Annotated in this window: 20 protein-coding genes and 1 tRNA gene; 5 read left to right on the top strand and 16 right to left on the bottom strand. The window is 55.8% G+C overall.

Annotation, left to right across the window (positions count from 1 at the left end; genetic code table 11):
- Window positions 1-5: 5 nt before the first annotated feature.
- From rpsA to aroA, 4 genes are all read right to left on the bottom strand, one after another.
- A complete protein-coding gene (gene rpsA, locus AB4Y96_RS18715; protein ID WP_091879198.1) occupies window positions 6-1,706 on the bottom strand; it encodes a 30S ribosomal protein S1 in 1,701 nt (566 codons plus the stop codon).
- Window positions 1,707-1,833: 127 nt separating this feature from the next.
- Window positions 1,834-2,514 (bottom strand): (d)CMP kinase, encoded by a 681-nt coding sequence (cmk, locus tag AB4Y96_RS18710; protein WP_244518298.1) that lies wholly within the window; start codon window positions 2,512-2,514, stop codon window positions 1,834-1,836.
- Window positions 2,515-2,872: 358 nt separating this feature from the next.
- Window positions 2,873-3,229 (bottom strand): hypothetical protein, encoded by a 357-nt coding sequence (locus AB4Y96_RS18705; protein WP_091879197.1) that lies wholly within the window; start codon window positions 3,227-3,229, stop codon window positions 2,873-2,875.
- A gap of 7 nt (window positions 3,230-3,236) precedes the next feature.
- Window positions 3,237-4,592: a 3-phosphoshikimate 1-carboxyvinyltransferase gene (gene aroA, locus AB4Y96_RS18700; protein ID WP_441919039.1), complete on the bottom strand. Its 1,356-nt coding sequence runs from the start codon at window positions 4,590-4,592 to the stop codon at window positions 3,237-3,239.
- A 253-nt stretch (window positions 4,593-4,845) separates the two neighbouring features.
- Here aroA and AB4Y96_RS18695 point away from each other — a divergent pair, with 253 nt between their 5' ends.
- From AB4Y96_RS18695 to AB4Y96_RS18685, 3 genes are all read left to right on the top strand, one after another.
- The gene (locus AB4Y96_RS18695) at window positions 4,846-5,235 is read left to right on the top strand and encodes a TIGR02300 family protein (protein ID WP_091879193.1); all 390 of its coding nucleotides are present in this window, start codon (window positions 4,846-4,848) and stop codon (window positions 5,233-5,235) included.
- 164 nt (window positions 5,236-5,399) lie between these two features.
- Window positions 5,400-5,475 (top strand) — tRNA-Ala (locus AB4Y96_RS18690).
- A 169-nt stretch (window positions 5,476-5,644) separates the two neighbouring features.
- Window positions 5,645-6,043, top strand: a complete 399-nt coding sequence (locus AB4Y96_RS18685; protein WP_441919037.1) for a hypothetical protein — start codon at window positions 5,645-5,647, stop codon at window positions 6,041-6,043.
- A 16-nt stretch (window positions 6,044-6,059) separates the two neighbouring features.
- Here AB4Y96_RS18685 and AB4Y96_RS18680 read toward each other — a convergent pair whose 3' ends face one another.
- A complete protein-coding gene (locus AB4Y96_RS18680; protein WP_441919035.1) occupies window positions 6,060-6,431 on the bottom strand; it encodes a hypothetical protein in 372 nt (123 codons plus the stop codon).
- Window positions 6,432-6,649: 218 nt separating this feature from the next.
- Here AB4Y96_RS18680 and AB4Y96_RS18675 point away from each other — a divergent pair, with 218 nt between their 5' ends.
- Window positions 6,650-7,603, top strand: coding sequence for a DMT family transporter (locus AB4Y96_RS18675; protein ID WP_441919033.1), 954 nt, complete (start codon window positions 6,650-6,652; stop codon window positions 7,601-7,603).
- A gap of 9 nt (window positions 7,604-7,612) precedes the next feature.
- Here AB4Y96_RS18675 and AB4Y96_RS18670 read toward each other — a convergent pair whose 3' ends face one another.
- The 7 genes from AB4Y96_RS18670 to AB4Y96_RS18640 form a co-directional block, all read right to left on the bottom strand.
- Window positions 7,613-8,083: an SRPBCC family protein gene (locus AB4Y96_RS18670; protein WP_441919031.1), complete on the bottom strand. Its 471-nt coding sequence runs from the start codon at window positions 8,081-8,083 to the stop codon at window positions 7,613-7,615.
- A 14-nt stretch (window positions 8,084-8,097) separates the two neighbouring features.
- Window positions 8,098-8,430: an ArsR/SmtB family transcription factor gene (locus AB4Y96_RS18665; RefSeq protein ID WP_091879186.1), complete on the bottom strand. Its 333-nt coding sequence runs from the start codon at window positions 8,428-8,430 to the stop codon at window positions 8,098-8,100.
- A 57-nt stretch (window positions 8,431-8,487) separates the two neighbouring features.
- On the bottom strand, window positions 8,488-8,682 hold the full coding sequence (locus AB4Y96_RS18660; RefSeq protein WP_441919029.1) for a glutathione S-transferase: 195 nt from the start codon (window positions 8,680-8,682) through the stop codon (window positions 8,488-8,490).
- Window positions 8,683-8,695: 13 nt separating this feature from the next.
- Window positions 8,696-9,157 (bottom strand): OsmC family protein, encoded by a 462-nt coding sequence (locus AB4Y96_RS18655; protein ID WP_091879185.1) that lies wholly within the window; start codon window positions 9,155-9,157, stop codon window positions 8,696-8,698.
- 96 nt (window positions 9,158-9,253) lie between these two features.
- Entirely contained in the window at window positions 9,254-9,940 is a 687-nt protein-coding gene (locus tag AB4Y96_RS18650; protein ID WP_091879183.1) for a response regulator, read from the bottom strand.
- Entirely contained in the window at window positions 9,937-12,633 is a 2,697-nt protein-coding gene (locus AB4Y96_RS18645) for an ATP-binding protein (RefSeq protein WP_441919027.1), read from the bottom strand. Before AB4Y96_RS18645 ends, AB4Y96_RS18650 begins: the two co-directional genes overlap by 4 nt.
- A 7-nt stretch (window positions 12,634-12,640) precedes the next feature.
- Window positions 12,641-12,772: a potassium-transporting ATPase subunit C gene (locus tag AB4Y96_RS18640; protein ID WP_441919025.1), complete on the bottom strand. Its 132-nt coding sequence runs from the start codon at window positions 12,770-12,772 to the stop codon at window positions 12,641-12,643.
- Window positions 12,773-12,865: 93 nt separating this feature from the next.
- Here AB4Y96_RS18640 and AB4Y96_RS18635 point away from each other — a divergent pair, with 93 nt between their 5' ends.
- The gene (locus tag AB4Y96_RS18635) at window positions 12,866-13,159 is read left to right on the top strand and encodes a Dabb family protein (RefSeq protein ID WP_091879180.1); all 294 of its coding nucleotides are present in this window, start codon (window positions 12,866-12,868) and stop codon (window positions 13,157-13,159) included.
- Here the strand turns inward: AB4Y96_RS18635 and cueR are convergent.
- The 4 genes from cueR to AB4Y96_RS18615 form a co-directional block, all read right to left on the bottom strand.
- On the bottom strand, window positions 13,156-13,551 hold the full coding sequence (gene cueR / locus AB4Y96_RS18630; RefSeq protein ID WP_227987505.1) for a Cu(I)-responsive transcriptional regulator: 396 nt from the start codon (window positions 13,549-13,551) through the stop codon (window positions 13,156-13,158). The genes AB4Y96_RS18635 and cueR overlap by 4 nt on opposite strands.
- A 7-nt stretch (window positions 13,552-13,558) precedes the next feature.
- A complete protein-coding gene (locus AB4Y96_RS18625; RefSeq protein WP_441919023.1) occupies window positions 13,559-16,072 on the bottom strand; it encodes a heavy metal translocating P-type ATPase in 2,514 nt (837 codons plus the stop codon).
- A gap of 149 nt (window positions 16,073-16,221) precedes the next feature.
- A complete protein-coding gene (locus AB4Y96_RS18620) occupies window positions 16,222-17,127 on the bottom strand; it encodes a methylated-DNA--[protein]-cysteine S-methyltransferase (protein ID WP_091879177.1) in 906 nt (301 codons plus the stop codon).
- Window positions 17,128-17,301: 174 nt separating this feature from the next.
- Window positions 17,302-17,796, bottom strand: a complete 495-nt coding sequence (locus tag AB4Y96_RS18615; protein ID WP_091879176.1) for a DUF2244 domain-containing protein — start codon at window positions 17,794-17,796, stop codon at window positions 17,302-17,304.

The following is a 17,796-nucleotide window of genomic DNA, read 5'->3' as shown; positions in this document are numbered from 1 at the left end:
AAAGCTTAGTTCTTTTCCTGCTTCTTCAGAGCGGCACCGAGGATGTCGCCGAGCGAAGCGCCGGAGTCGGACGAGCCGTACTGTGCGACTGCTTCCTTCTCTTCAGCGATTTCAAGCGCCTTGATGGAGACCTGCAGCTTGCGGGTCTTCTTGTCGAAGGCGATAACGCGGGCGTCAACCTTCTGGCCAACCGTGAAACGCTCTGGACGCTGTTCGTCACGATCGCGGGAAAGATCCGCACGACGGATGAACGAGTCGAGATCATGGTCAACCAGACGAACTTCGAGGCCGCCATCGGTAATGCCGGTCACTTCGACAGTTACAACAGCGTTCTTGCGCAGTTCACCTGACGTTGCTGCTTCACCGACCTTGTCGCCTGTGAGCTGCTTGATGCCGAGCGAGATGCGTTCCTTCTCGACGTCAACATCAAGAACCTGCGCCTTGACCACGTCACCCTTGTTGTACTCTTCGATGACCTGTTCGCCTGGACGGTTCCAGTCGAGGTCGGAGAGGTGAACCATGCCGTCCACATCGCCGTCGAGGCCAATGAACAGGCCGAATTCGGTCTTGTTCTTGACTTCGCCTTCGACGATCGTGCCGACAGGGAACTTGTCTGCGAAGGTTGTCCATGGATTGTCGAGTGTCTGCTTGAGACCGAGGGAGATGCGGCGCTTGACCGGATCCACTTCGAGAACAACGACTTCGACTTCCTGAGTGGTCGAGAGCAGCTTGCCCGGATGCACGTTCTTCTTTGTCCAGGACATTTCGGAAACGTGGATAAGGCCTTCGATGCCTGGCTCGATTTCGACGAATGCACCGTAGTCGGTGATGTTCGTAACCGTACCGGTGATCTTTTTGCCGATCGGGTATTTTGCACCGATACCATCCCAAGGATCGCTTTCGAGCTGCTTCATGCCGAGCGAAATACGATGTGTTTCCTGGTTGATACGGATGATCTGAACCTTGACCGTCTGGCCGATGTTCAGGATTTCCGAAGGATGGTTGACGCGGCGCCATGCCATGTCAGTGACGTGCAGCAGACCATCGATGCCGCCCAGATCAACGAACGCACCGTAATCGGTGATGTTCTTGACGACGCCTTCAACGACCTGACCTTCTTCAAGGTTCTGGACGATTTCAGAGCGCTGTTCAGCACGGCTCTCTTCAAGAACGGTACGACGCGAAACAACGATGTTGCCACGGCGCTTGTCCATCTTGAGGATTTCGAAGGGCTGCGGGTTGTGCATCAGCGGAGTAACGTCGCGGATCGGACGGATGTCGACCTGCGAGCGCGGCAGGAAGGCTACGGCGCCGTCGAGATCGACGGTGAAACCACCCTTGACCTGATTGAAGATAACACCATCGACGCGTTCGCCGCGGTTGAACTTCTCTTCAAGACGGACCCAGCTCTCTTCGCGGCGTGCTTTTTCACGCGACAGAACGGCTTCGCCGAGGGCGTTTTCGATACGCTCGACGTAAACTTCAACGATATCGCCCGGCTTCAGCGAGCCGTCTTTGGCTTTCGCGCCGAATTCCTTGAGCGGTACGCGGCCTTCAACCTTGAGGCCGGCGTCAATGATCGCCATGTCTTTTTCGATGGCGACGATGCGGCCCTTGACGACATAACCTTCAGCAAGGTCATTGGTGGCAAAGGACTCGGCGAGAAGAGCTTCGAAATCTTCGCGCGTTGGATTGGCTTGAGACATAAATACTCCTGATATGTCCGGAAATAGTCATCGGACACAGCACCGGTGGTTCGTGTTACGGTTCATTTGCATGCCAACCCGCCCTTACAGGGGCAATCCGGTGCGTGGATCGGTAGCAAATGCTTGTTTAATGCTTGTTTCCCACCAAAGCCTGATCAATCAGCTTTTTGGCAGCAAGAAACGCGGTCTCTATATCCATTTCTGTCGTATCAAGCAAGTGCGCGTCGGAAGCGGGCTTGAGCGGCGAGTCCGTGCGGCCCATATCGCGCGCATCACGGCGGGTGAGATCGGCCAGAATCTCCTCATACTCGGCACCCCCGCCGGTTGATCTGATCTCTTCAAAGCGGCGCTTGGCCCGTGCTTCCGGTGAGGCGGTAATATAGAGTTTGACCGGCGCATCCGGGCAAACAACGGTGCCGATATCGCGCCCGTCAAGCACAGTGCCGGGTGAGCGCTGGGCAAAAGCCTGTTGTGACGCGACAAGTGCCCGGCGTACAGCGGGCATGACTGCGACCTTCGATGCGGCTTCACCGACGTCGTGTGTCGATAGCGCCGTCCGGTCAAGTTTGGACAGGTCAACCGTGCGCGCTGCCTTTTCGGCGAGGAATTCGTCATCAAGCGCCATGTTCTGGTCGAGCAATGCCTTGGCAACAGCCCGGTAGGTCAGACCCGTGTCGAGATGGTGATAGCCGTAATAGTCGGCGATCCGTCGCGCCAGTGTTCCCTTGCCAGATGCAGCCGGACCATCAATGGCAATGGTGAACCGGGATGGTACATCGACATCATCTTTTTCATCGCGGTCAAACAGCCAATTGCCGAGAGCAAATAGCGAATAGGCAGCAGCAAGGACCAGCGTTATCAGGGGCGTAATGCCGATTGACACAAAGGCAAAGCCACCCACCGTTGTCACCATCGAGGAAAGCCAGTCCGGCAGATAGGCCGATAAATTCTGCAGCAATGCATCAATGGCGAAGATCAACGCAAACTGGAAAATGAACAGCCAGAACAGGAGAGCGAACAGTCCGAAGCGGACTTTCAGCGCAAATCGCTCAATAGCGTAGGAAACACCGACAATGACCAGAGACGTTAGGATAAAATACATCAGACGCCCCCTGCCTGCGGCAAGACCGTTTTCGATACACTCTGCATATGGACAGCAGGTTCGATCATAACACTCTTTTTCCGGCCTTTGCGCCCATGAGGAAGCCTATACCATAACCGGCGATTGAACCGAACGCGGGCGGCAGAAGCAAAAACTGATATGGCGTCCAATCGCTTGTTCCTGCAGTTTCGACCTCGGGCAAGCCTGACCGTGAACCGTCGGAGACGTTCCACGCATAGAGGAAGATCAGCAGCAAAGGAAGAACGACCCGCATGATCGTGCTCAAAATGCCGGGCCATGGCCGCGATGATCCACTGGAAATTGTGCCCGCATAGGCGCTTCGCCCCGCCCAGACGATGAACGGTACGCTCGACATCAAATAGAGAAAGTATACCGTCAATGCGGAAAAAAATGCGCTCATATGCGTATCAGGCTGGCGTTCCCTGCTCTGAAATCTCGGCACCCATGCCGGTCATCATACCCATGAATTCCGGAAAGCTGGTGGCAATCATGGTTGAATCATCGACGGTGACGGGCTTTTCCGCGACGAGGCCCATGACAAGGAAGCTCATGGCAATGCGATGATCAAGATGCGTTTCAACCGTACCGCCGCCGATGCCCTTACCGTCAGGGCGCCCGCGAACGCTCAGGGTTTCAGGCCCTTCCGTGCAATCGACGCCGTTGACCTTGAGGCCGTTGGCAACCGCTGACAGGCGGTCCGATTCCTTGACCCGCAATTCCTCGAGCCCGTTCATCACAGTCTCTCCCGTGGCGAAAGACGCAGCCACGGCGAGCACGGGATATTCATCGATCATCGAGGGCGCGCGATCAGCAGGCACGGCAATACCCTTGAGTTCGGAAGCACGCACCCGCAAGTTGGCCACATCCTCGCCGCCAGCAAGGCGTGCATTGAGGATTTCAATGCTGGCACCCATTTCCTGCAAGGTCAGGATAAGTCCGGTGCGGGTGGGATTCATCAGCACATTGCGGATGGTGATATCGGAGCCGGGAACAAGCAATGCTGCCACGAGCGGGAACGCTGTCGACGATGGATCGCCGGGCACATCAATGGTCTGACCTGTAAGTTTGCCCTGACCCTCAATGCGGATATGGCGCACATTGTCCCTGTCGGTTTCGACGGTAAGGTTGGCACCAAAGCCCTGCAGCATCTTTTCCGTGTGGTCGCGTGTCATCACAGGTTCGATGACCGTTGTGATTCCAGGCGTGTTGAGACCTGCCAGCAGCACAGCGGATTTGACCTGCGCCGACGCCATGGGAACGCGGTAAGTGATGGGAGCGGCAACTTTCGGACCGCGCAATGTCAGCGGCATACGGTCGCCTTCCGATGCGGTCACCTGAACGCCCATTTCCCGCAACGGGTTGAGCACGCGGCCCATCGGCCGTTTCGACAGGGATGCGTCACCGATGAATGTGGTTTCCATCGCGTAGGTGCCGACAAGGCCCATGGTGAGACGTGCGCCGGTTCCGGCATTGCCGAAATCAAGTGGGGCTTCGGGTTGCAAGAGGCAGCCATTGCCGGTGCCCTTGATGATCCAGACGTCGCCTTCTTTGACGATCGTTGCGCCCATAGCCTGCATGGCGCGGCCAGTGTTGATCACATCCTCGCCTTCAAGCAGTCCGGTGATACGGGTTTCACCGGAGGCAAGGCCGCCAAACATGAAGGAACGATGCGATATCGATTTATCGCCCGGAATCCGGATATCGCCGGTAAGGGCTTTGGAGCGGCGGGCTGTGGCGGGCTTGGGTAATGCGGAATGGGACATGAGCAGAATCGATCACAAGGAAAATGGATGTTTCAGGTGTTGCCTACAGGCGCTGGCGTTCGTAACACAGCTTGCCGGTTCGGTCATCTCGCAAATGCATTGATTGGCTCAATGGCAATCACTCATCGTTTTTGGCTTTGACAAATGCGCTGAATTGCGTTTATGGGACCAGAAATCCATTTGATGAGCGCTGGCATAAACGGTTGGACGATGGCATACCGAATGCAGGCGCAGCCAGAAGACGAGGCATAACGTGGTAAATGCAAAACTTGGTACCAAGCGAGTTGACCCTGAAACGGGTCAGAAATTCTACGATCTGAACCGCGATCCGATTGTCTCGCCCTATACAGGCAAGAGCTATCCGCTGAGCTATTTTGATTCGACCGCTCCATCTGTTCGTGAAGAAGAGGAAGAGGCCGAGACCGAAGAAGTGGACGTTGTTCTGGAAAAGCCGGAATTCGTTTCACTTGAAGAAGCTGACGGCGATACCGATGCTGATGTGCCGGATCTGGGCGATGACGTCGACGTTGATGTCGATGATGCCGATGATGACGACACGTTCCTTGCCGAAGACGAGGAAGATGAAGATGATGACGTTACCGACATCCTCGGCGGCGGTATCGGCGAAGACGACGAAAATTGATTTTCATCAAGGTCTTTCGCTCTTCCGGAAAATAACGGAAATATCCGGCGAATAGACCTTGATCTTCTCTGCGGCGGGCTTTATGTACCCGCCTCGGAACGGTTCCCGACCGTTCGACTGTCCAGCCGGATTTATCCGGCTTAGCCGAAACCGGCTAATGGAATGGGGCCATAGCTCAGCTGGGAGAGCGCTTGCATGGCATGCAAGAGGTCAGCGGTTCGATCCCGCTTGGCTCCACCAAATCCTTCAGTACTAAATTTTAGTTTTCTGGCATTGACACCGAAAGGGTCTGATCCGATTGTCGGAGATATTGCTCATTCCCCTTTATTCAGGGGTTTTTTAGAAACCTTTTCGCTAACCATTTATCTGGGCCTTGTGGTCCTCTTATGCATTTGACGAAGGAAAGGTCATGTCTTCCGAACTTACGACTGTTATTTCCGGCTCATATCGCAAGCATCTTCGCGCGCTATACGATTTAAAGCAGCGGCTGGAATCCGCTGGAATCAGGGTTCTTTCTCCGGTGGGCTCGGGTGCGATCAACGTTGGCGAAGAGTTTGTGCTCCTTGATGCCGATCCCATACATGACCCGCGAACTCTTCAAGATTCGATTTTCGCCAAGATTCGTATTTCTTCCTTCCTCACTGTTTGCAATATTGATGGGTATATAGGGTCAGCTGCGCTTCTTGAAATCGGTTATGCAATTGCAAACGGGCTGCAAATTCTAACGGTCGTGCCAGTGAAAGACCCAAACATCGCTCCCTACGCACGAACAATTGGGGATGTCTTCGGTTCAAGAATTAGTCAGTAAAAGAATGCGAAGCAGATTAAGCCTTGTTGGAAAAAACCACGGCTGCGAACAACACGACACCGGCAAGAACGATAAACGAGCCGATACCAATAAGCGGCTCCATTGCCGTGTTGCCAAGATTGAGAAAATACAGCGCCGGAATCATGATGATGACGCCTATCGTAAAGACGGCGAACTGGATCATCGGCAATCGACCCTGGGCCTTGGCGGGATTGAGCGCGTAATAAATGCCGAATATGGCGCTGGTGACCCAGCCAAGCAGGTTGAGGTGCGCGTGAGCAGGGAACGCCGCATGGTCGCCCGATATGCCCATTTGAAGCCCTAGCAGAATACCGATCAGAAAGAAGACAGTTGCGGTCTTGAAGAACAGCTGCGAAACCCGGGGCATGAGCGTATTCTTTCGTTGAGCTAAAATATCAGTCTCGCAGATTTATATTCCCGAATCCGGGTTTATTCCAGAGGGGCAGCTTTCGGGCAAAGCGCGACCGGAATGCCATAATGGTGAACTATTTTGCAGCCTTGCGCCGCGATTGCTGTTTTCGACTGGATTAGCTTGATAAAATCGATCAAAGCAGTCTGAAAAAGACCAGTATCGAGGAAACTCCCATGTCCGCCCGCTCCGGTGCCTTTTCTGCAACGTCCGAACCATCTCTGGCGCGCACCGGCGTGCTTTTGATGCTGCTCGGCATGCTGATGTTTGCCCTGAACGATGTGATGGGTAAATGGCTGGTATCGACTTATTCCGTCGGGCAGGTGGTGTTTGTTCGCAGTGTTGCGGCATTGATCGTTCTTGCGCCCTTCCTCTGGTTCTCAGGGCCGAAGAAAATCATGCAGGTCGACAAGCCATTCCTGCAATTTGCGCGGGTTGCGGCGTCAACTGCCGAGATTTTTGCGTTCTATTTTGCCGTGGTCTATCTGCCGCTGGCGGATGTGATGACCTATTGGCTGGCGGCTCCGATTTACGTTGCGGCGATTTCACCCCTTGTGCTGAAAGAGCCGGTCGGCTGGCGGCGGTGGAGCGCGATTGTCGTTGGCTTTATCGGCGTTGTCATTGCACTGGAACCCTCTTCACAGGCGCTGACACCGCAAGCCATTATCTCGATTTTGGGCAGCATGACCTTTGCGCTGATGCTGTTGCTGGGACGGTCGCTGCGAGGAACGCCCGACACGACGCTGGTATTCTGGCAGATCGTCGGCGCCGGCCTTGCTGGTGCGGCATCGCTCTATTTCGACTGGAAACCGGTCAGCTCGCGCGATCTGGTTCTGTTGGGCATTCTCGGCGTTGTGGCTATGCTGGCCCATATGCTGGTTAATCGCGCGCTCAAGATGGCTGATGCGGCCACGGTTGCGCCGCTGCAATATACGCTTTTGTTCTGGGCCATCGTGTTCGGCTGGCTGGTCTTTGGCGACGTGCCGCGGCTGCCCATGCTGATAGGATCAGGATTCATCGTCGCATCGGGTCTGTTCATCTTCTTCCGCGAACAGCAGCTGAAGCGTCAGGGACGGATAAAAGAAGAGCCGGTGGAGACAATTGTCACCGGCTCCGGTGATCCGCTTTGAGGGCAGCCGTCAGGCGTTGACTGGCGCGCCCTTCAGCGAGGCACCAAGAGCATCGAGCAGCTCTTCCGTTCCGCGTCTGCGCATATCTGGCTCGTCGAGCCCATCAAGAAAGGCACCCTGTTCGGTAAGGACAAGCTTTGTGCCGGTTCCCTCGGGTTTCAGTTCCATTGTTGCAACCGAGACAGAAATGCGCTTGTCGTCGATATACATATCGTAGGTATAGATGATGCGCTGGTCGGGCACGATGTCCTGATAGACCGCATCATAGGTATAAACAGGACCGCCCTTTGGTCCGCCGCGGTTGATTTCATGGCCACCAATCCGAAAATCCATCTCGAATCTCGCGGCACTCTCATCCGGCCCGGCAAACCATTTGCTCTTGGCTGTCTTATCGCTAAGGGCAAAAAACACCCGCGCCGGGGCCGCCGCATAGCTGCGCTCGATAACAAATGTATCGTGTTTTACCGATCGGTTGGTCATACTTCTGCTCCCGATTATTGATTGTCATCGCTGGCGAGAAAATCGCCCAGCCGGTCAAGCCGGCGCTCCCAAGATTTGCGCCGCTCGTCCATCCACTGTTCTGCCGTTCGCATGGCTGTCCATTCAATATGGCAGGTACGCACGCGGCCGACCTTTTCCGTACGGATCAGGCCACTGTTCTCAAGCACCTGCAAATGCTGCACGACGGCGGGCAGGGACATGGTCAATGGTTTGGCCAGCTCGCTGACGGAGGCCGGGCCACGGCTCAGCCGTTCGACCATGAAGCGCCGGGATGGGTCTGCCAGCGCCTGGAACATGAGATCAAGTGGTGTCTGTTGGTTAAGCATACACTTAAGTATATCTGCCGCCTGAATTTGTCAACGGAATTTGCCGGGCCTGCTGATTTAAATGCTTTCGTGCCTGTTATGAACAAGCGCTTCTTCAAAATGGTTGACCGCCTTCTCGAATTTATCGCGGCAGCCGGTATTGCAAAAACCCACTACGGCACCCTTGTAGAGGGTGAGGCTATCTTCCTTGATGGGATCGCCCGACCATGGGCAGGTCGTGTTGACGGCATCACCGATTTTCAGTTCTGACATAATATTTCTTCCCTTATCCCAGATCGATGCTGATATCGGTTCGCACGGAGTTGGCGATAAAGCATTGCTCATGCGCTTCGTGATGCAAATGCTCTTCCGTGGCTCGATCCGGTGCAGAACCAGCATAGGTCACATGTGGTTTCAGTACGACCTTGCTGACAAAGAGCTTGCCATTTTCATTCTTGCCAAGTTCCCCTGATGCTTCGTCGCGATATTCATCGACAACGAAACCGCCCTTTGCGGCGCCTGACAGGAAGAACAACATGTGGCAACTGGAGAGGGAGGCAACAAAGGCTTCTTCAGGATCGACATTCTCCGCCGCCGAATAGGGCAGGCGCACAATATGCGGCGATGATGAAGCGGGCACTTCCGCCCCGCCGTCAAATTGCCAGACATGGGCGCGGCTATACTTATTGTCAGTAAAAATGGCATCTGAAGCACGGCTCCATAGAACCGTCGCGCTGAATGAGGTCATGGAGGCGTTTCCCGAATCTGTTGTTGATGGATTGACGGAAGCTTGTCAAAGCTGCCAGCAATTGTCGACAGGAAGTTGGAGAAGCAGTGAAACGCCTTACTCGGCGATGAATCTGTAGCCGACGCCAGCCTCTGTCCTGATAAACTGCGGATGGTTCGGATCTTCCTCAATCTTGGCCCTGAGCTGGCCGACGAAAACCCTGAGATAGTGCACATCTTCCACATGGGCAGCGCCCCACACGGACGCCAGAAGCTGGCGATGCGTCACAACAAGACCGGGGTGCAGGACAAGATGCACAAGAAGCTGGTACTCCTTGCGGGTCAGATGAAGTTCCTCGCCCTTGAGCGTGACCACCCGCTTCGCCATATCAACAGCAAGGCCATTCCACTCAAAGCGCGAGGGAACGCTGGTCCCGGCCACTTTCTGACGCAGGGCAGTTCGCACCCGCGCCAGCAATTCACCAATGCCGAAGGGCTTTTCCACGTAATCATTGGCGCCGAGGTCAAGCGCTGCAATCTTTTCCACTTCGCGGTCCCGCGCCGACAGAACGATAATCGGTACTTCGGAAAAGGCCCGTACAGTTTTGATGACTTCCTTGCCGTCCTTGTCAGGAAGACCAAGATCGAGAATGACGAGATCGGGCGCGCTTGTCGCAATCATGCGCTCTGCCTCTGCACCTGTCGTGGCAGTGATGACATCGTAACCGGATGCCGTCAGTGCGGGATGCAGAAAACGCTGAATTTGCGGTTCATCATCGACCACAAGAATGCGGTTCTCGTTCATGCAGCCGTATCCTCGTTCTTGGTCTCGTCAAAAATAGGAAGCCGGATAATAAACCGCGTGCCACGCTTACGGATAGCAGGACTTTCGGCTTTGATTGTACCACCCATGGCCTCGACAAAGCCTCGGCAAATGGAGAGGCCAAGCCCGGTGCCTGCAGCTCTTCCATCGCCTTTTACGCGCCGGTAGAACTTCTCGAAGATCCGATCAATATCTTTTGCGGGAATGCCTTTTCCCTGATCGGTGACATTGATCACCACATCTGTTGCATCTTGCTTTGCATAAACCGAAATCGCGCCCTCGCCACCATATTTGGCCGCATTGTCGAGCAGATTGAACAGCACCTGCCCGAGCAGGGAAGAATCGCCACTCGCCGTTGCAAGGTCAGGAGCAATGCTGATGTCAATCGCAACGCCGGGTTTGAGCTTCTTCATGCGCTCCACCGAGGAAACGATGACATCTGCTGCGTCGACGGGGCTGCTCTTGACCTTGAGCGTGCCAGCCTCAATCCGCGTCATGTCAAAGAGGTTGGACACAAAGCGGGTCAAACGCCCCGCTTCTTCTTCGATGGAAAGCAGAAGATCATCACGGCCTTCCGGTTTGATGCGGCCGCCAAGCTCGCGCAGCGTCGTGACCGCGCCTGTGATCGAAGCCAGCGGCGTTTTCAGATCGTGCGAAAGGGAAGAGAACAGCGCAGCATGCAGTTGTTCGCTCTCCTGCAGCGCCGCCGTCTTGGCGTTTTCCCGCACCAGCAATGCACGATCAATGGCAATTGCCGTCTGATCCAGGATCGCGGTCAACATGCGGTCCTCATTTTCGGTCAGCGATGCCGGATGCTCCAGCATGGAAAGGCCAAGAACCCCTGCGACACCGTGCGATGTGAGGATGGGCAGGAATTGCCAATGGATTTGCGGCAATGTGCCTGTGTCATGCCCGGATCGTTCATTCTTTTCGAATGCCCAGCGGACGGCAGTCATATCCGTATTATCAAGTGTCAGGTCCGGCGGCCACGCGGTTTGCAGCGAGAGATCACCCTCTTCCGGCAGCAGGATAACAACGCCTGTGCCAAACGTTGAATGCAGGTGCATGGCGGCGGCCACAAGCACGTCGTCAAGCCGGGCGGTGCCGGAAAGCTTGCGGGAAAATTCGTAGAGCGCCTGTGTATTCTTGGCCTGATTACGCGACCGGGCCACCTGATCACGCAAACGTCCGGCGAGATCGCCGATCATCAGCGCCACACCAAGGAAGATGATCAGCGAAAACAGCTGATGCGGCTTGGCGATGCTGAGATTGTGGATCGGGTCAATAAAGAAGTAGTTGTAGAGGACGAATGACAGGCCAGCCGCAATGATGGCGGCGAAACGTCCGCTCGACATGGCTGAAAGGATGACCGCAACCAGATAGAGCATGGAAAGGTTTTGCGGATGCACAATTTCACTGGCGCCAAGCCCCAGAAGTGTCGTTGCAGCGGTTGCCACAACAGGAATGGCGATGGATTCCGCAAGCTCGCGTCTTGAGCGTTTTTGCGGCGCAGGCGGCACGTAGGGTTTATCCTGTTCGTCGCCGGTTACAATATGCACGCCCACATCGGTGAAGCGTTTCATGATTTCATCGGGAAGCGACCGGCGGAACGGATTGGCAAAGCGCTTGCCCTTGGGGCGGCCCAGTACGACTTGTGTGACGTTTTCACGCCGCGCAATACGGAAGATTTCATCAACAAAATCCCGAGCGATCACCCGCCGGGTTTCCGCACCCAGTCTTTCCGCCAGATCAAGCAACTCATCGAGCCGTTGGTTTGCACCAATATCCATGCCGGCGTCGCTGGTCTTGGTCAGCGAAACCACCAGCCAGCGTGCATTGAGACCGGAAGCGAGACGACTTGCAGTGCGCACAACCTTGTCGGACAGGCTGTCAGGACCGACACAGACCAGCAGCCGCTCACCGGTAGCCCAGGGGCCTTCAATGGCGTTCTGCCGCAACAGATCGATCATCTGGTCATCAACACGGTCGGCAGTGCGGCGCAGCGCAAGCTCGCGCAATGCTGTCAGATTGGCTGGCTTGAAAAAGCCCACGGCAGCGCGCTCGGCATTGCCGGGCAGGTACACCTTGCCCTCTTTCAGGCGGGCAATGAGTTCCGCTGGCGGCAGGTCGACGAGCAGCACCTCATCGGCGCGCTTCAACACGACGTCAGGCACGGTCTCGCGCACAATCACGCCGGTAATCTTCGTTACCAGATCAGACAGACTTTCCAGATGCTGGACATTCATTGCCGTCCAGACGTCGATCCCCTGCCAGATCAATTCTTCAATGTCCTGATGGCGCTTGGGGTGGCGGCTGCCCGGTGCATTGGTGTGAGCCAACTCGTCAAGCACCAGCACTTTTGGCTTACGTGCCAGTGCCGCATCCAGATCGAACTCTTCCAGCGAGCGGCCGCGATAACCGAACTGCTTGCGTGGCAATACTTCCAACCCGTCAAGAAGCTCAGCTGTTTCAGTGCGGCCATGCGTTTCAGCAAGGCCGATGACGATATCAACGCCATCCTCTTTCAGGCGGCGCGCGCGCAAGAGCATCGCATAGGTTTTGCCCACGCCGGGAGCAGCCCCCAGAAAAACGGTCAGCTTGCCGCGCGTTTCACGCGTGGCAAGCTCAAGCAGCTTATCAGGATCGGGTCGTGTCTGTTGACCGTAGTCGGCCATATACGCCTCAAATTGGTGTTTTCAGATCGTCGGGTGACATGTTAAACGCCAGAACGTTTACCCCAAGCTTACCGAAAATGCCAAGGGCAGGATGCCGCGTGTTTGCAGCTACCAGCGCAGAAATTACGTCCGCTGGCAAGGCTGCCGGTCAAACTGCGACAGCACATCTATTGACGCTATGATCAGGTGCATTAAAAGTCCGCGCCAGTTCGATCAAGCAGGAATAACGACCGTGATCCGCCATATTGTATTCTTCAGTGCCCGCAATCCCGAAGATGTCGACACAATCCACACCCGCCTGAAACGGCTTGGAGAAATTCCGCATTCCATCGTTTTTGAGGTCATGAAGAACACCAAGACCGATCCAATCTCCGGCGAGATTGACATCGTTGTCTATGGCGAATTCGAAAGCGCCGAAGCCTTGGCGGCCTATAAGGCACACCCGATCTACAGTGAAACGACAGCTGTTGTGCGTCCCTTGCGCGAGTTGCGCATCTCGGCAGACGTGGTTTCCACTATCGCCTAAGCGTCACCGGTACCGGAAATACTCTCCAGAATGGGACAGTCCGGCCGCTGGTCGCCATGGCAATGGGCGACCAGATGTTGCAGCGTATGTTGCAGCTCGCGCAGTTCGGTGATCTTGCGGTCGATCTCCTTGAGTTTCGTTTTCGCTATGGTTTTGACATCGGAACTCGCGCGCTCCTTGTCTTCGTAAAGCGCCAGAAGCTGACGGCATTCTTCCACGGAAAATCCAAGGCCGCGTGAGCGTTGCAGAAAACGCAGCTTGTGCACATCCGACATCGAATAGTCCCGATAGCCATTGTCTGATCTGTCGGGCTTGAGCAGCCCGATATCCTCATAATAGCGAATGGTCTTGGGTGGCAGACCTGATTTTTCCGATGCATTGCCGATATTCATGGGAACCTCACAGTTTCAGCGTGCGCAGCCGCAATGCATTGGCAATAACCGATACGGAAGAAAGGCTCATTGCCGCTGCTGCCAGCATGGGTGAAAGCATTGCCCCGAAGACGGGGTAGAGAACACCGGCTGCAACCGGCACACCAAGCACATTATAGACGAAGGCGAAGAACAGGTTCTGCTTGATGTTGCGGATCGTTGCGTCAGCCAGATGACGGGCGCGGACAATGCCGTTAAGATCGCCCTTCACCAGGGTGATACCGGCGCTTTCCATGGCTACATCCGCACCGGTGCCCATGGCAATGCCGACATCGGCTGCCGCAAGCGCAGGCGCATCGTTGACGCCGTCACCGGCCATGGCAATCTTTGCACCCTTTGCCCGCAACTCATCGACCAGCTGTTTCTTGCTCTCGGGCAGCATGTCCGCGCGCACCTCATCAATGCCGAGCTGTGAAGCAACCGACTGTGCTGTTATACGGTTGTCACCGGTGGCCATGATGATCTTGAGGCCAGCCTTATGCAGAAGGCGGATGGCTTCCGCCGTTGTGGACTTGATGGGATCAGCCACGGCAATGATACCGGCAGCCTTGCCATCGACGGCAATGAAAAGAACGCTCTTGCCGCCTGCGCGCAATGTATCCGCCTTGCCGCTCAAGGAAGCGATATCAGCGCCGATATCCTGCATCATCGCTCTGTTGCCCAAGGCGACAGTCCATTTCTCAACGGTACCGGAAACGCCCTTACCCGTGATCGCCTCAAATTGCTCCGCCTTGAGCAAAGCGAGATTGCGTGTCTTCGCACCCTCGACAATGGCTTCGGCAAGCGGATGTTCCGAACCCGTTTCGAGTGTCGCCGCAAGGACGAGCAATTGGTCGTCAGGCAGTGGACCGGCCGAAACGATATCGGTGAGTTTCGGTTTGCCTTCGGTCAGAGTGCCTGTTTTGTCGACGATCAGCGTATCGACGCCGGCAAAGCGCTCCAGCGCTTCCGCATCCTTGATCAAAACACCGGCCAGCGCACCTCGTCCCGTGGCGGTCATGATCGACATGGGGGTCGCAAGACCCAGCGCACAGGGGCAGGCGATGATCAGCACCGAAACAGCAGCCACAAGGCCATAGATCATGCCGGGTTCAGGCCCGAACCATGCCCATGCAATAAACGAAACAATGGCAACGAGGACCACCGCCGGTACAAAATAGCTGGCCACCCGGTCCGCCAGTCCCTGAATGGGCGCGCGTGAGCGCTGGGCGGTCGCAACCATGCCGACGATCTGCGACAGGACCGTATCGGCGCCCACCTTTTCCGCCTTGATCAGCAGCGTGCCGTTGCGATTAAGCGTGCCGCCCGTCACCATATCGTTCTCGGTCTTTTCGGTGGGGAGCGGTTCGCCCGTGAGCATGGATTCGTCTATGGAAGAACGGCCTTCCAAGACGATGCCATCCACGGGAACGCTTTCGCCTGGACGCACCCGCAACCGGTCTCCGGCCACCACCTCATCCAGCGGAATATCGTTTTCCGTGCCATCAGCAGCCACGCGGCGCGCTGTTTTTGGTGCAAGATCGAGCAATGCGCGGATCGCCGAGCCTGTACGTTCACGCGCTTTCAGCTCGAGAATTTGCCCGAGGAATACCAGTGTAACGATAACGGCAGCGGCTTCGAAATAAACCGGCACAGCACCGCCATGCATACGGAATGCATGCGGAAAAATGTCGGGAAACAGTGTCGCTACGACACTGAAAGCATAGGCAGCGCCGACACCGATTGCGATCAGCGTCCACATATTCGGGCTGCGATTAACGAAGGAAGCCCATGCCCTTTCAAAGAATGGTATGGCTGCCCACAGAACAACAGGGGTTGCCAATACAAACTCCAGCCATCCTGCGCGGCTTTCGCCAATCCATTCACGGAACGGCAAGCCAAGCATCGGGCCCATCGTGATCAACAGCAGTGGTACAGAACACAGCGCGCTGATCCAGAACCGGCGGGTGAAATCAACGAGTTCAGGGTTGGGGCCTTCATCGCCTGTCGGTATACCCATCGGCTCCAGAGCCATGCCGCAAAGCGGGCACGCGCCGGGACCATCTTTGATGATTTCCGGATGCATCGGGCAAGTATATTGCGTGCCTGCGGGCACAGGCTTTGGCGCTGGCCGGTCACCGAGATAATCTTCAGGTGCCTTCTCAAACTTTGCCATGCAGCTTGCCGAGCAGAAATAATATTTTTCATTGTCGTGCCGCAAAAAATGGCTGGCCGTCGCCCGGTCGACAGTCATGCCGCAGACTGGATCAACCGCAGTCAGATAAGATTCGGGATGGGCAACGAATTTGCTATGGCAACCGGCCGAGCAGAAATGAAACACGCGGCCCGCATGCTCAGCCGTGGGCTTACCCGCAGCAGGGTCCACCAGCATGCCGCATACGGGATCACGGACGACATCCGTCTCATCCTTATGCGTGCTGCAACAGCTATGCCCGTGGGTGTCATGGGCATGATTGTGATGGGCGGAATGGTCATGTTTCATGATAGAACTTTCGACATGGGTAATGAGATAGTGATGCAAAGGTAATCTTTCCAGTAACTGGAAGGTCAAGGCCTGCTCGAAAGTTTCTTGGAAAAATGAAAAGCCCGGCATTTCTGCCGGGCTTTTTTGTCTGCGGGAGGATGTGGCAATCAGCCGGAGCGCGCCATATCGAGCTGGTCAGGGTCGCCCATCTGTCCGGCTTCCCAGCCCAGAATGGCGCGTTTGCGGGTCAGGCCCCAGTGGTAGCCGGTCAGAGCGCCCGATTTTCCAACGGCGCGATGACACGGAACCACAAAGGAGAGCGGATTGGCACCTACAGCTGCGCCGACAGCACGGGAAGCCTTGGGGGAGCCGATGTCCTGAGCAATATCCGAATAGGCACAAGCCCTGCCCATAGGAACCTTCAACAGGGCTTCCCAGACGCGAAGCTGGAAGTCCGTTCCGATCATGACAACCTTCAGCGGCCTGTCGGAGCGCCATTCAGCCGGATCGAATACCCGCGCCGCATAGGGTGATGTTGCGTTGAGATCCTCCACATAGGTGGCATTGGGCCAGCGCGATGTCATATCGCCTAAAGCTTCGCGCTCCTGGCCCTGATCGGCAAAGGCCAGACCGGCGAGGCCGCGATCCGTCACCATGACCAGTGCGCGCCCGAATGGCGAGATATGGAAACCATAGCGGACGATGAGCCCCGCGCCGCGCGTCTTGTAATCGCCGGGGGACATGCCTTCATGGGTGACAAACAAGTCATGCAGGCGGCTCGGACCGGAAAGGCCTGTTTCATAGGCCGTTTCAAGCAGGGGCATTCCTTCGTCAAGCAGGCGCCGTGCATGATCGATGGTCACTGCCTGCAAAAAGCCTTTCGGTGACAGACCGGCCCAGCGGGTGAAAAGCTTCTGCAATGCTGTCGGCGATAGACCCGCATCCTTGGCCAGTGTTTCAAGCGATGGTTGATCGCGATAATCCTCGCTGATTCGCTCGATGATATGGCTGACGATGGCATAGTCATTGCCTGTCGGCGTGATGTCATTTTGAAGTATGGCATGGGGTTTCATGATCTTTACCTCATTCAGGCCTGTGCCGGGTGCGTTACATCGCCAAGGCCGGTTCAGGCTTTCAATTCGTTTCAAGCATTCTATGCATCTACGATGGACACAAACTGCTCTGTTGAGTGTCATATGACCATGCAGGTGCCTGATCTGCCACCCGATTCTTGCACCTTGTGAAAACTACCGGCCCTTGGCTGTTGCCAGAGCACGCGTAAAGGCCGATGCAAAGCTTTCGCGGTCATCGGGATTGAGAAATGAGCCGATTGTAACGGCCTTTCCCTGTCCCTCGACGCGCATGGACGTAATGCCAATTTCCTCATGACGGGCCACGCTGAACCGCGTCCAGAAGGGGTTGAACTCGTGTAGTTTCGTCCGTCCCGATGGCGCTACCTGTTTGATCTGCAATGTTATGCGCGAAACGCTGACCTCTTCATGGGCTTTCGCTGCCGAATAATTCATGCGGAAGGCAAGGTAGACCAAAAGCACATCAAGCCCGAAGAAGCCGAAAACAGGCCATGCGCCGAGCGAAAGGAAAAACAGTCCGGTCAGAAAACTGGAGCCGCCAATAGCGGCCATGACAATGAGAAACCCTTTTTGTCCAAGCGAGCGATGCGGCACAAGAAGGGCGCGGAAAATTTCCTCTTCATTGCGCACGGCAGCGTCAATTGGGTTCAT

It is taken from the genome of Phyllobacterium sp. TAF24 (assembly GCF_052113785.1).
In the GTDB taxonomy this organism is placed as follows: domain Bacteria; phylum Pseudomonadota; class Alphaproteobacteria; order Rhizobiales; family Rhizobiaceae; genus Phyllobacterium.
This window is presented reverse-complemented; position numbering and strand designations above follow the sequence as displayed.